Origin of the sequence: Lentilactobacillus dabitei (assembly GCF_019061365.1) — a bacterium.
GTDB classification, from domain to species: domain Bacteria; phylum Bacillota; class Bacilli; order Lactobacillales; family Lactobacillaceae; genus Lentilactobacillus; species Lentilactobacillus dabitei.
The window spans coordinates 16,445-28,973 of the sequence record NZ_JAHPPD010000029.1 but is presented as its reverse complement, the minus strand read 5'-3'; the positions used below and the strand labels follow the sequence as shown (position 1 = coordinate 28,973).

Below are 12,529 nucleotides of genomic sequence, written 5' to 3'. Positions count from 1 at the left end.
CAAAACAAAAAGAGCCCTAATCACAAAGTGATTAGAACTCGAATTTAGTTTCACCAACAACAGTTGACGAAGAGCCAAAAAAGTAATGCATTCTGGTTTTGGAATGCATTACTTTTTTTGCTTAAATGGCGGGGATCAGCCGTTTATTGCTCAACACTCTTTTTGTTGTTTCCCGGAAGCAAATAGCTAATCTTTTAGCGTAATTAAGGCCAAGTTTCCGTTGACATTAAATGAGACCCAGATTAGAATTTTATTAATGTATCATGGACACATTCGTGTGAGGTTAGTCAAAATAACCCAACCCAAACGTGGTGCTACATAGATGATGTTCTAAAGGAGGTATCCAAATGAACAATGAATTAAACGTTCCAAGCGGCGCCAAAGAAACGCTGCCGACTGTTTTTGGCTACATAGGGATTGGGGTTGCCTTCGGAATTGTTGGCAAGGCAGCCGGACTCAGCCCATTATTAGTGACATTGATGTCAATTATTACATATGCCGGTTCTGCCCAATTTGTGATCGTGAGCATGCTGGTAACCCATAGTCCATTGTTATCGATTATCTTTTCGGTTTTTCTCGTGAACTCCAGAATGATTTTGATGAGTACGACTTTGGCTCCATATTTCAAGAAGGAAAGTCTCCTGAAAAATGTGTTGGTGGGGACATTGCTCACTGATGAAAGTTTGGCGTTGGGAATGAACAAACTTAACTACACAGACAATCATCTGAACTTTAGCTGGTTCAATACCGCAAACGTCATCTCATATTTAACTTGGATTATTTCTTCTCTGGTAGGGGCTGTGTTGGGCAACTTCATCAGTAATCCTGAGAAGTTCGGCTTGGACTTTGCGTTAGTTGCCATGTTTATTGGGCTCTTGTATTTGCAATTAATTTCGGATAAATCAATCAACTTTAACTTGCAACTGATTGTCGTTGGATTCGTATTGGTGACCATTTATCTTGGATTGATTTTCATTCCAAGTAGTTTATTAATTCTGCTGGTGACTTTGGTAGCCTGCACGTTTGGGATGGTGATGAAACATGTCTTCTTTTAATTTTGTGCTGTTTACGATTATCGGGACGGGGCTGGTAACTTGGTTATCGCGGATTTTACCATTTGTCATCTTGAAAAAGTTCAAATTGTCAGCCGGCGTGGTCGAATTTTTGAGCTTCGTTCCAATTGCCATCATGTCTGCCCTTTGGTTTGAAAATTTATTCGTTCAACATATTGGTCATTTGCCATCAATTGATTGGGGTAACTTTTTAGCTTCAGTCCCAAGCATCATCAGTGCCGTGATTTGGAAGAACTTGTTGGTAATCGTCATTGTTGGCGTGATTTCATTGGGATGCCTGCGGTTATTTTTCGGAATGTGATTTCACTGATCGTGCCATTTTTGGGGTAGCCTTCTTTAATTAAGATTGGTTATATTGTAATATACTATTTGATTAGGAGATGATGGTTATTCTGCTCAAATTAGAGAAAATGTCTCAATCAGATTTTGATAGATATCGTCAAACTGCAGTTGTCAATTACGCTAACCAAAAGGTGGCCGCTGGAGCGTGGGAAAAGGATACCGCACAGACAAAGGCCAATCAAGAATTCGAAAAATTGCTCCCGGATGGCTTATCAACCCCGGGACATTACCTCTATGAAATTGTTGCGGGCAACACCAAGGTTGGGGTGGTCTGGCTCGCGGAACGCAAGGCCGGTTCTGAAGAGGCCTTTATCTATGATATTTCGATTTCGCCAGCGTATCAAAATCAAGGATTCGGAACCAAGGCACTCCAACTCATCGATGATGAAGCAGAGCACCTGGGGTTCAAAAAAATCGGTTTGCACGTGTTTGGTCAAAACAAACGTGCCATTCATCTTTACGAGAAGAGTGGCTTTGAAACGACGGATGTTTGGATGACAAAGAAAATATGATGAGACTGGGGCAATCGGCGTTGTGATCCCAGAATTTAACGAAAAGAACCAATTGTTCCTGATTTTGGAATAGTTGGTTCTTTTCGTTAAATTCTGGGATCAGCCGTTTGGCGCAGCTTTTATTTAGGTAGCTACGGCAATCTAAGTGAATAATCATTGATTGAAAATCAATAGATTTCCCCGCCTCGCTTTATTAAATGCCCTGATTAGTCACGGTTTTGGCCTGCCTGAAATGATTCCCAACCTTCACTGGCAATGAAGTAAACTAAAATCAACGCGGCGACAGAATCAACCCACCACCAATTAAACAAGGCCGTCAATAGGCCGCCAATCAAGACGGTTGCCGCCATGTAAGCACAGGTGATGTTGCACATACCATCTTCTACCAACGCATCTGAATGTAATGATTTTCCCAGTGATCGTTTCTTTAAAGTTAAGACTGGCATTAAAATGACCGAGGCAATTGCGATGGCAATCCCAGAAAAACTGGTGTCTGCAGCCTGGTGAGCAAACAGATTAAAGAGTGAGACACCAACCACGTAAACTGACAGCAGTAGTAGAACGCTGCCAACGATTAACGATGATCGGCGTTCCGCGTTTTCAATTTCGGCTGCGGGTGCGCCGGCGTTTTCTTTTCGCAGCCGCCATATCAAGGTGCTGCCGGAGATGATTTCTAAAAAGCTATCAAGGCCAAACGCAATCAGCAGAATTGAACCTGCTTTGAGGCCTGAATAAAAGCCCACCATAAATTCGAAGGCCATCCACGCCGTTGAGAAATATTCGGTATGGAGGCTTTTGGTGACGAGCGATATTGTTTGTGAGTTACTGGCCATGCTTCTTCCCCCTAATAACGTGATCCACGTGTTCCAACATTTCATTGATCATATCTAAAATGTGGGGATCATCTAATTGATAATAGTTTGATTTGCCGACCCGTTTTGCGGACACTAACTGATGCTTCCGTAGCAGGGACAATTGGTGAGAGACGGCGGATTGTTCCAGGTTCAAGAGTTGGCCTAATTCGGTCACATTTAATTCCTGCTGTTCCAGCACGTTGAGCATTTGCAGCCGCGTGGGATTGCTGAGTAACTTAAAAATCCGTTCCGATTCGGAGAGGTGTTTTGAATCAATCAAGCTTGGCTGAGTCGAAAGATCCGATTCATTGGTCATATATGTCACTTCTTTCATATGAAGATTGTAACATATGAACGAGAATTTGCAATCGATTGATTTAAAAATTACGGTGGTGGAAGTTGTCCTCGCGCCACCAAAAAAGGTATCATGATAGCAAGTATGGTCCGCATGATGTTTTTGGAGGCGATCTTTATCGAGAAAATGACTTGTGCAGCAACCTATGCGATTCATGAAAGTTATATTTTTCCCGCTGACCTCAATAATGGTGGGATTCAATTTGGTGGCAAGACGCTGGAAATCTTGGATGCCAATGCTGGCTTGGCAGCGGCTAAATTCATTCCTGCTGACTTAGATTTCGTGACGGCTGGTTACGATCACATTCAGTTTGTCAGCCCAGCCACGCCGGAAGATATTCTGAAATGCACGTCGTATGTGACTGGCGCCGATAAACGATCAGTTGAGGTGTTCATCAAATTTTTAACGTTCAATAAGCAAACGAGAGCAGTGCGACCGGCGTTCATTGCATTCTGCACCTTAATTGTGATGGCGAATCCTCAGCAAATCCAGTTTCCAAAATTAGTGCCTGAAAGTGCCGAAGAGAAATTTATTTGTGGAGGCTTTCAAGATCGGTTAGCGAGTCGACACACCGAATTGGCAGCTAATCAAACGATTCTGAAACATTTATCAAACTAACAATCCTTATGCATGTCTAATCATGCCTGAAATGGTAAACTAAAAGTGAAAATACCAATTTGGAGGTGTCGGTTATGTATGAAACAATCTTAGTCCCAGTTGATGGAAGTGAAAATTCCAAGCATGCGGTTGGCGAAGCAGCCACCCTTGCCGCAAAATTTGGGTCAACGCTGCAAATTGTGTCGGTGGCCAGTGACCAAAGATATGTTCAATATGGGGTCACTTTAGGCCAAGATGTGATGGAGACATTTCGTGAGCGTGGCGAAGAGATTTTGGCTGATGCTAAGCAACAAGCTGAAAAAGCAGGTGCCAAGGCAGAAACCCACTTTGTCGTTGGGGTGCTAAAGGTTCAAATTTCAAAAGAATTACCGGAAAAATACGGCGCATCCTTGATCGTCATGGGGAAATCGGGTGTCAACGGCATCTCCAGAGCGATTTTAGGCTCGACCACCGCGTATGTGGTTCGCCATTCTCAAGTGAATGTGATGGTTATTGACCAGCGGGCATAGAAAGAAGCTGGCTTTTAGGATCATTTTTAACAGTGGACGCTGGTTTAAATCCTGACTTTTAAGGTTTGAATCAGCGTCCTTTTTAGAAGTGAACGGCGTTACTCGAAAGTCCGGGCTCAAGTACATTGATCAGCGTCCACCTAACCGGAAGAAATCTCGGTGCCAGACTGGAAAATCTGGTGGGTGATCAGAAGCTGCAAGCAATTAGTCATTGTTTGCGGTTTTTTTAATATGTAACGATTACCCTTTAACTGATCTTTTCAAATGTTACAATAACACTAACTTAATTTTGAAAAGATGGCTGACATGGATAATAAATTAACGAACAAGATGACGTGGGTTCAAGTCTTCATCGCAATCGCCTTTTGCTTTTTGACCGCGTTTTTATTTATGCATAATGATGCCTTATATTCCCAGCCGATTTTTGAAGTGACCAAGGTGGAATCGGGCAAGACATCCAAAATGACTGATGAGTTTCAAAACGTTGATCATTATCATCAGCAGACGCTTTACGGCAAGATCGTGAATGGTAAATATGCTGGTCATCGGCTGACGATTGATAACGCTTATTCAGACGCCCACGCAATGGATCATCATTACGTAAAGGGACAGAAACTGTTTATCACTCTCCATACAAGTCCCAAACTTCACGCAACCGTCAAAGATTTGAAGCGGGATGCGCCAATTGCCTTTCTGTTTGCCTTGGCAATCAGTCTGTTGTTTATCATCTTAAAATGGAAAGGGGTGACTGTCATCTCCAGCATCGTCATTAATACCATTCTGTTTTGGATTGCGATCATGATTGATCACAATAATGACGGGGCTGCCGTGATTTTAATCTTTAGCATTCTTGCCGTGATTTTCTGCTTTGTCACTCTGTTTTTAGTCATGGGGTGGAGTCGGAAAATGTTGGTGACCCTCTCAGCGGTGTTGGTGGCAACCGCAATCACCATTTTGATCACGTTAATGGTCTTTGGTATTACCCATGAAAAAGGGGTTTATTATGAATCGATGCAATATGTAACTCAGCTGCCGAAACCACTCTTTATCGCCGAGGTTTTGATCGGGGTCCTTGGTGCCGTCATGGATGAAGCCACTGATATTGTGGCCTCATTGGCGACCTTGAAGACTGAGAAGCCCGAACTTTCTAAAATGCAGGTGTTCAATTCTGGCCGCCAGATTGGAAAATCGATCATGGGACCGCTGATTAACGTCCTATTCTTCATTTTCATGGCGGAAACATTGCCGATGACGTTGTTATATTTGAAAAATGGCAATACGTGGCAATATTCGTTTTCGATGAACATGTCACTGGGGATGACTTCTAGTCTGATTAGTGGCATTGGCATTGTTTTGACGGTCATTTTATCCAGTCTATTTGCTGGCTTGTGGATCAAAGGGGATGAACGCTGATGGGATCAATTACATGTCTGGGAATTGTTTTGCTTGTCTTAATGATGATTGTTGGCGGCAAGCAGGGGGTCACTTCATTTCTAAGTATGGTGGTCAATTTTGGAATCCTGTTCTTCTCGATTGTCCTGATTGCTTTTCACACGCCACCGATTATTGTGACCGTAGTTGCCAGCGTGATTCTGCTGTCCATTACGATCTTCTGGAGTAGCGCCAGCGATAATGCCTCTACCACCGCATTTCAAGCTTCGTGTGTCATCTTGATTCTCCTCATTGTGATCATTATCCCAATCGAGTATTGGGCGCAGGTTGGTGGGTTCGGCCTGGAGGACAGCGAGGAGTTGGAGGGCCTGTCGACCTACATTGGGATTGACTTCACCAAGATTGCAATTGCCACAGCTATTTTGAGTTCACTTGGTGCGATTGCCGAAGCCGCGATTGCGATCGCTTCAGGCCTGGATGAAATTTTGACCCAGCATGATAAAATTCGAAGTGGTGAATTATTTGCTGATGGCGTTTTTATCGGCAAGCAGATTATCGGTACGGCCGTCAACACCCTGTTCTTTGGCTTCTTCGGTAGCTCCTTGGCGCTGTTCATTTGGTTCTACGGTTTGAACTACTCATTGGGTGAAATCTTGAATGATAAGGTGTTCGCCGCTGAGCTGATTGCAATTGTGGTGTCGCTGATTGGGGTCGTCCTGACAATTCCAATTACGACTTGGATGATGAGCTTTCGGTTGAAAAAAGTTCAGGATAAAACAATGAATAAATGATCGTAAACTAAATAAGCACTTCGAAGCCAAAATCCAAGCTGCGGATTTTGATTTCGAAGTGCTTATTTGGCTTAAATGGCCGTGATCAGCCGTTTGTCACAAGTTTTATCGATATAAGACGGGAAAGTTAAGTTGCATTTATAAACCCTTGGCTGACTAATGTCCATCCTTGAGATTATTTTCTAACCTGGCCATTTCCACGGATCACATACTTAGTGGTGGTCAGTTCAGTTAATCCCATCGGGCCCCGTGCATGCAACTTCTGGGTACTGATGCCGATTTCGGCACCAAATCCAAACTCAAAGCCATCGGTGAATCTGGTCGAAGCATTGACGTAAACGCACGCTGAATCGATTTTGGTCAAGAACGCTTGACCGCTTTGATAATTGTCTGAAATGATGACTTCTGAATGGCCAGTGGAATAGGTATTGATGTGATCGATGGCAGCCTGTTCATCGTCAACGACTTTGATTGCCATGATCAAATCATTGTACTCAGTTGACCAGTCTTCATCGGTTGCTGGTCGAATTGAAGGGACGATTGCCCGGCTGCGGTCATCACCCCGCAACTCAACCCCATGATCGGAGAGTGCTTGGGCGATGGCTGGCAGCATTTGGGCCGCAATGTCTTGATGGATCAGCAATTTTTCAGCTGCGTTACAAACAGAGGGACGTTGCACCTTGGCGTTCACGATGATGTCAATGGCCATTTGTTCTTCGGCGTCCTTATCAACATAGATGTGACAGTTGCCGGCCCCAGTTTCGATGACGGGGACAGTGGAATTTTTGACAACTGCATTAATGAGGCCCGCCCCGCCACGGGGAATCAACACGTCAACGTATTGATTGAGATGCATTAAATCATTGGCAGTGGCATGGCTGGTGTCGTGTAAAATTTGGATTGCATTTTCATCCAGGCCATTTCTCTTAAGGACACCCCGTAAAACGTTGGCGAGGGCGAGATTGCTGTTCAAAGCTTCCTTACCGCCTCGAAGAATAACGGCGTTGCCACTTTTAAAGGTGAGGGCAGACGCGTCAACGGTGACGTTTGGCCGGGCCTCAAAAATCATGGCAACGACACCTAATGGCACGCGCCGCTTTTCGATGAGTAAGCCGGCATCGTTGGTCCACCCCTTATCAATATTGCCGATCGGATCAGCAAGGGCAGCAACTTGTTGTAAGCCGGTTGCCATATCTTTGATGCGTTGTTCGGTTAGTTTAAGCCGGTCAGTAAATTTAGCCGGCATGTCGTTGGCATCTTTGACGTCCTTTTGGTTTGCGGCCAGGATATCGTCGGTGTTTGCAACTAAGGATTCGGCAAACTGGTTCAAGATTTGGTTCTTGGTAACGTTATCTAACAAATTCAATTTATAAGCAGCTGCCTTTGCATTTTGACCTATTTGGATTAATTCCTCATTCATGGTTAACACACTCCTTTGAGAATAGGGTTCCTACGGGTTTACCAGCCAATATATCAAAAATGATCTGAGGGTCTTTACCGTTAGCAAGCACCATCTGCCGATCTTCAGCTAACATGCGTTGAGCGGCGAGTAACTTGGTGTGCATGCCACCGGTACCGAAACGACTGCCACTACCGCCGGCAACAGTAAACTCATCATCGGCAACGTTGGAAACTTCACTGATTAAATGCGCATCGGTAAACTTTTTGGGGTTCTGGTCATAAAAGCCGTCGATGTCTGACAAGACGATCAATAAATCGGCATTCATATGACTGGCAACGATTGCTGACAACTGGTCATTATCACCAAAGGTTGTCCGGTGATCCAATTCATCGGTTGCGACAGTGTCATTTTCATTCACAACCGGGACAACATTGTCCTTGAGCAAACAATTGAATGTGTCCATAACAAACTTGTTGCTCTTGGGATAGTCGAAGATGTCGTGGGTGAGCAGGACCTGAGCGATATCTGTCAGGTAATGGTCAAACCGTTGGGTAAATAAGGTCATCAATTCAGATTGCCCAATCGCTGATAGTGCTTGTTGAGCGCCAATTTCTGCTGGCCGCTGCTTGAGATGCATCTTATTAAGACCAACCCCCATTGCGCCAGAGGAAACCAGAATCAATTCTTTTCCTTGGTTATTGAGGGCACTCAAGGTATAGGCCAACTGGTCAAAGGTTTCTAAATTAATGGCGCCATTTGGATGGATCAAGCTACTCGTTCCAACTTTGACGACAATTCGATTTGCGTTAATTTTTCTAGTTCCCATTTTTTCACCACCATTTTTGTATAAAAAAAGCCCGCCTTGAATTGAGACACCCATTGCGGGCGGTACCATTCTCATTCAAAGCTAGGCTTCACACTTTTGATTTTATAACGGAAAGATCCGTGTCAGATTAAGACAAATTATGAAGAAGATAGGATTCGTGCACAACGGACACCTTTCAGCTATTGGGGTCCTCTCTAAGGGGCACTACTTCGTCTTCTAAAACACCGTAATCATATCCTAACTGATGCGTCATTGTCAACTGATTGGCTGTTACTGTTCCAAATTGAGGGCCTTTTCGTAAACCCAGTATTTGGTTGCCCCAGCATCCGATGAGAAACGAATTCGGTACCAATCGTGACCATTATCTTTAGTCCCAATGTTATCAATATAGACCTTCTTACCAACTTTCGGCTTGACAGAGGACCACGAGTACTTTTTGATAGTCGCCCGAGAATTTTTCACATGATTGTATAGCCTGTATGAATCGTAGTTATCTCCTAATAACGCTTGTGAGTCTGCACTGGCATACGAAACTTGATCATATGATTTTTTCACGCTCGACGTAATCGCCCCATGAGCTGAGCCGCTGCTTTGAAGGTTATTGTAAGTTGTCTTAACCAATTGGTAGAATTGGGCAAATGTATAACTGGCCCCAAAGTAAGTTTTCCCCATTGATGCGTAGTAGCTGGTTGGATCGGTATGATTGGTGCCACCAAGATATTTGGAAACGCCGGCGTGTGACCAGACGGTACCTTTCCCATCATAAGCTGCATCGTTTGGGGTTAAGCCATACTGGTTCAAAATATAGGCGGTATAGTAGGCCGCATTTGCAATCTCGTGAGCAAATGCTGACTTACTGTGAACGCGAACCTGCTCAAACTGAACGTAACGGGCGTTGGCGGGATAACCCGCTCCCCAAGCCAAGTAATTGGTGTTGGCAATGTTAATAATTCGGCTGGCATCCACAAAGGTATGAACAAACGCAGCAGAATAGTTGCGCTTCATATACGCAATTTCATTATAAATGGTTGAATTTGGGTTTGCGGTTTCGTGAACCACAACGCCTTCTGGTTTGTTGTTGCGGTATTTATTTTTGGGAAAGCCACTCCAGATGGATGACGTGATGCTCGAATGGCCAATATTGTTGCTGGCGATATAGCCGTTGACGCTGCTTGCATGGGCCGGCGTGGCATTGAGTGAAAATAGGCCGAGTGCTGCAAATGACAGCGAGCAAACGGCAGTTAAAATGGTTTGCTTTTTCAAAATGATTTCCCCTTCAGAATTGATAATGGTTTGTTAATAGTCGCCTGTTTTAAAATAAAAGTTTTAATGGCTTGTTTATATTAAATATTTACATGATTAAATGCTACGAGTGTTAATATAAACGATTTGGGTAAGAAGTTTCAACCAGACAAAAAGCCCATGAGTCGCGATTTAACGCGTTCTCACGGGCTTTGGCGTTGTTATTGTCAATCATATTAAGAGTTGTTGACAAAATGGGTGAAAATCAATTAAAACATTGATGTACCAGTGTGTTTAGCTTGTAACAATTGTGTGAATAAAGCAAACCGGTTATTGTTTAGAACTGCTATCCAAATGGAGTTTGCGTTGGCAATCTGGGCAGATACCGGAAACTTCGAGTTGAGTTCCCGTTATTAGGAAACCAGTCTTTGCTGTGGTTGTTTCTCGGACATGGTTAACGATATCTGGATACTCATAGTCGAAAATATCGATAATTTTTCCACAATTTTCACAGATCGCGTGATAGTGAGGAAAGCCAAAAAAGTCGTAGCGAATGCCACCGTCGTTATTTGGTAATTCAATCACCAAGCCCTTATCCACTAATAGTTTCAGGGTGTTATAAATGGTGGCAACACTTAAATTGGGAAGCTTAGATTCAATCCCTTCCCGAATTGTATCGACAGATGGGTGATTATGGTGGGTGATCAAATAGTCCAAAATAATTTCTCGCTGTGGTGTAATCCGAACGCCTTGTTCCTTCAGGCGACCAAGTGAGTGGTTTAATGTTGAATTAGTGGGCATGGTGGGCCTCCTTCACACAATGACGTGAAATAGAATCGTTAACTACTTTAGAATCATTCTAATATGTTTTGACAATTTATTCAATCATTATGAAGTTACAAATTGGTTACAAATAATAAGTGACTCAATTGCGACAGATTGGCTGCTTACAGTGGAGTTGTGAATGTTAATGGGGATATCTGAGAAAAGCCAAGCCCTGCCAGAATCTGAATCATCTGATCATCTTTTTGGGCGAGTTCAATCTGCATGCTTGAAAAATTAAAATGGTCGCTGGCAAATTTCACTGTTCGTTCAATGACTTCCTTTGAAGAATTAATTGCTGATTGGTCAATGATGAAGTCGATATTGCCAACTTGATCGGTGGTTTCAAAGCCAGAGATTGTGATGACTCCAATAAACTGCTGGGAATCGGAGTTGGTGATCCCCCAAGTCAATTCAGCGCCATTCATCACTTTTTGCATGACCCGGTTGATACTTTTAACGGTATCCAAAATTTGAGTGGGCAGATGATCAGCTTTGGTGGTTGAAATTGCTGGCTGATTAAAAAGGGCGTCGACTTGTTTAATGGGTGTTTGGGTGAGCCAATCTAACGTGTAGTGGGCAGTTAAGACGGGATGAAACTTTTCAAATGAAGTCATGTAGAACGATCCTTTCGTGAAAAAGCTTTCAAAGTATTTTGGTTGCGCTTTATCTGTGGCATAATGAATATATAAACTGAATTACTGGAGGTATCATTTTGACTGAAACATATTTAATTGGAACCTACACCAGAAGAATCAGTAAAGGTGTTTATCAACTTGAATTGGATACAGATAATCAAAAACTAAAAAATTTGGAATTTGTTGGCAGCGCCATTGATCCCACCTATGTCGCCGAATCTAAGCAAAAACGCATCTATGCGATCACTAAGGTCAGAGATGACAATAATGGTAATGTCACCGGTGGCTTTTATGAGTGGGATGGCACCAACGATAATTATCCGCTGGCCCCAATTGCCGGAATTCACGATCAAGAAACCTCGCCAGCTTATATCGCGGTAGATGATGCTCGTAAATTAGTCTTCACAGCTAATTACCACGCTGGCATTATCAGTACGTATAAAATTGCCGACGATGGGTCAATTTCTTTGGCTGATCGAATTATGGATAAGGGAACCCTTGGCTTCAGAAAGGAACAGCAGGATGGCCCTCATCCACATTATATCGACTTGACTCCGGATAATCGGGTCGTTGTCGTTGACCTGGGGATTGACAAGGTCTTTATTTATGACGTAAGTGAGGCTGGTAAGTTAACGCCGGTCAGTGAATTACAGATGGAGGACGGTTATGGCCCTCGTCACATCACTTTCGATGAGAAAAAGCACGTGGCCTATCTGGTAGGTGAATTGAGCAGTAATATTGCCGTCTTGGATTATGATGCCAAGAACGGTCAGCTGTCACTGAGAAATATTTTATCAACCATTCCAGATGACTGGACGGAACATAATGGCGCAGCTGCCGTTAGACAATCCAGCGATGGCAAATTTGTGTATGCCTCCAACCGTGGCAATAATACGATCGCCGTATTCAGTTCAGATGAAAAAGGTGACCTGAAATTAATCCAACGAATCTCAACGGAAGGCGATTTCCCACGAGATTTCAACTTGAGCGATGACGAGTCATTTGTGATTTGTTTAAATCAAAATTCTGACAATGCCACATTATATGCCAGAGATGCAGAATCTGGCAAATTAACCATGCTCCAAAAGGACTTTGCGGTACCGGAAGGGGTTAGTGTGTTGCGAAGAGTGTGACGAGACCCGGGTGATCCCCG

General features: G+C 43.5%; 15 protein-coding genes. 8 read left to right on the top strand and 7 right to left on the bottom strand.

Annotated elements, in window-relative coordinates:
* The first annotated feature begins 347 nt into the window (after positions 1-347).
* The 3 genes from KTE19_RS06155 to KTE19_RS06145 all read left to right on the top strand — a co-directional run bounded on the left by KTE19_RS06155 (position 348) and on the right by KTE19_RS06145 (position 1,927).
* Complete coding sequence (locus tag KTE19_RS06155; RefSeq protein WP_217341856.1) at positions 348-1,055, top strand: AzlC family ABC transporter permease; 708 nt, start codon at positions 348-350, stop codon at positions 1,053-1,055.
* Positions 1,042-1,374 carry an AzlD domain-containing protein gene (locus tag KTE19_RS06150; RefSeq protein WP_217163421.1) on the top strand — a complete coding sequence of 111 codons (333 nt, stop codon included), beginning with the start codon at positions 1,042-1,044 and terminating at the stop codon, positions 1,372-1,374. Before KTE19_RS06155 ends, KTE19_RS06150 begins: the two co-directional genes overlap by 14 nt.
* 79 nt (positions 1,375-1,453) lie before the next feature.
* Positions 1,454-1,927 (top strand): GNAT family N-acetyltransferase, encoded by a 474-nt coding sequence (locus tag KTE19_RS06145; RefSeq protein ID WP_347339402.1) that lies wholly within the window; start codon positions 1,454-1,456, stop codon positions 1,925-1,927.
* A 206-nt stretch (positions 1,928-2,133) separates the two neighbouring features.
* Here KTE19_RS06145 and KTE19_RS06140 read toward each other — a convergent pair whose 3' ends face one another.
* Complete coding sequence (locus KTE19_RS06140) at positions 2,134-2,760, bottom strand: cation efflux transmembrane domain-containing protein (RefSeq protein WP_217341855.1); 627 nt, start codon at positions 2,758-2,760, stop codon at positions 2,134-2,136.
* Positions 2,750-3,097, bottom strand: a complete 348-nt coding sequence (locus KTE19_RS06135; RefSeq protein WP_217163424.1) for an ArsR/SmtB family transcription factor — start codon at positions 3,095-3,097, stop codon at positions 2,750-2,752. Before KTE19_RS06135 ends, KTE19_RS06140 begins: the two co-directional genes overlap by 11 nt.
* A 111-nt stretch (positions 3,098-3,208) precedes the next feature.
* On the opposite strand from KTE19_RS06135, the gene KTE19_RS06130 reads away from it, so the two are divergent.
* The 4 genes from KTE19_RS06130 (at position 3,209) to KTE19_RS06115 (ending at position 6,446) form a co-directional block, all read left to right on the top strand.
* On the top strand, positions 3,209-3,754 hold the full coding sequence (locus tag KTE19_RS06130) for an acyl-CoA thioesterase (RefSeq protein ID WP_249778602.1): 546 nt from the start codon (positions 3,209-3,211) through the stop codon (positions 3,752-3,754).
* Between the two features lie 74 nt (positions 3,755-3,828).
* Complete coding sequence (locus tag KTE19_RS06125) at positions 3,829-4,263, top strand: universal stress protein (RefSeq protein ID WP_217341854.1); 435 nt, start codon at positions 3,829-3,831, stop codon at positions 4,261-4,263.
* A 297-nt stretch (positions 4,264-4,560) separates the two neighbouring features.
* Positions 4,561-5,676 carry a YibE/F family protein gene (locus KTE19_RS06120; RefSeq protein WP_430673526.1) on the top strand — a complete coding sequence of 372 codons (1,116 nt, stop codon included), beginning with the start codon at positions 4,561-4,563 and terminating at the stop codon, positions 5,674-5,676.
* Positions 5,676-6,446, top strand: a complete 771-nt coding sequence (locus KTE19_RS06115) for a YibE/F family protein (protein WP_217163428.1) — start codon at positions 5,676-5,678, stop codon at positions 6,444-6,446. Before KTE19_RS06120 ends, KTE19_RS06115 begins: the two co-directional genes overlap by 1 nt.
* Before the next feature lie 175 nt (positions 6,447-6,621).
* Here KTE19_RS06115 and KTE19_RS06110 read toward each other — a convergent pair whose 3' ends face one another.
* From KTE19_RS06110 to KTE19_RS06090, 5 genes are all read right to left on the bottom strand, one after another.
* Positions 6,622-7,866, bottom strand: a complete 1,245-nt coding sequence (locus tag KTE19_RS06110) for a glutamate-5-semialdehyde dehydrogenase (RefSeq protein ID WP_217341853.1) — start codon at positions 7,864-7,866, stop codon at positions 6,622-6,624.
* Positions 7,859-8,674, bottom strand: a complete 816-nt coding sequence (gene proB, locus KTE19_RS06105) for a glutamate 5-kinase (RefSeq protein WP_217341852.1) — start codon at positions 8,672-8,674, stop codon at positions 7,859-7,861. The genes KTE19_RS06110 and proB overlap by 8 nt, the downstream gene beginning before the upstream one ends.
* 270 nt (positions 8,675-8,944) lie before the next feature.
* Positions 8,945-9,937, bottom strand: a complete 993-nt coding sequence (locus KTE19_RS06100; protein WP_217163435.1) for a peptidoglycan recognition protein family protein — start codon at positions 9,935-9,937, stop codon at positions 8,945-8,947.
* A 309-nt stretch (positions 9,938-10,246) separates the two neighbouring features.
* Positions 10,247-10,717 (bottom strand): Fur family transcriptional regulator, encoded by a 471-nt coding sequence (locus KTE19_RS06095; RefSeq protein ID WP_217163437.1) that lies wholly within the window; start codon positions 10,715-10,717, stop codon positions 10,247-10,249.
* A 146-nt stretch (positions 10,718-10,863) separates the two neighbouring features.
* Complete coding sequence (locus KTE19_RS06090; protein WP_217341851.1) at positions 10,864-11,355, bottom strand: GNAT family N-acetyltransferase; 492 nt, start codon at positions 11,353-11,355, stop codon at positions 10,864-10,866.
* 98 nt (positions 11,356-11,453) lie between these two features.
* Here KTE19_RS06090 and KTE19_RS06085 point away from each other — a divergent pair, with 98 nt between their 5' ends.
* Positions 11,454-12,509 (top strand): lactonase family protein, encoded by a 1,056-nt coding sequence (locus KTE19_RS06085; protein WP_217341850.1) that lies wholly within the window; start codon positions 11,454-11,456, stop codon positions 12,507-12,509.
* Positions 12,510-12,529: the final 20 nt, after the last annotated feature.

Bases quoted from the DNA above. Each gene is read 5' to 3' on its own strand.
- KTE19_RS06155 (WP_217341856.1), top strand. From the start codon at position 348: ATGAACAATGAATTAAACGTTCCAAGCGGCGCCAAAGAAACGCTGCCG.
- KTE19_RS06140 (WP_217341855.1), bottom strand. From the start codon at position 2,760: ATGGCCAGTAACTCACAAACAATATCGCTCGTCACCAAAAGCCTCCAT.
- KTE19_RS06090 (WP_217341851.1), bottom strand. From the start codon at position 11,355: ATGACTTCATTTGAAAAGTTTCATCCCGTCTTAACTGCCCACTACACG.
- KTE19_RS06115 (WP_217163428.1), top strand. From the start codon at position 5,676: ATGGGATCAATTACATGTCTGGGAATTGTTTTGCTTGTCTTAATGATG.
- KTE19_RS06150 (WP_217163421.1), top strand. From the start codon at position 1,042: ATGTCTTCTTTTAATTTTGTGCTGTTTACGATTATCGGGACGGGGCTG.
- KTE19_RS06130 (WP_249778602.1), top strand. From the start codon at position 3,209: ATGATAGCAAGTATGGTCCGCATGATGTTTTTGGAGGCGATCTTTATC.
- KTE19_RS06110 (WP_217341853.1), bottom strand. From the start codon at position 7,866: ATGAATGAGGAATTAATCCAAATAGGTCAAAATGCAAAGGCAGCTGCT.
- KTE19_RS06095 (WP_217163437.1), bottom strand. From the start codon at position 10,717: ATGCCCACTAATTCAACATTAAACCACTCACTTGGTCGCCTGAAGGAA.
- KTE19_RS06145 (WP_347339402.1), top strand. From the start codon at position 1,454: ATGATGGTTATTCTGCTCAAATTAGAGAAAATGTCTCAATCAGATTTT.
- KTE19_RS06135 (WP_217163424.1), bottom strand. From the start codon at position 3,097: ATGACCAATGAATCGGATCTTTCGACTCAGCCAAGCTTGATTGATTCA.
- KTE19_RS06125 (WP_217341854.1), top strand. From the start codon at position 3,829: ATGTATGAAACAATCTTAGTCCCAGTTGATGGAAGTGAAAATTCCAAG.
- KTE19_RS06120 (WP_430673526.1), top strand. From the start codon at position 4,561: ATGGCTGACATGGATAATAAATTAACGAACAAGATGACGTGGGTTCAA.
- proB (WP_217341852.1), bottom strand. From the start codon at position 8,674: ATGGGAACTAGAAAAATTAACGCAAATCGAATTGTCGTCAAAGTTGGA.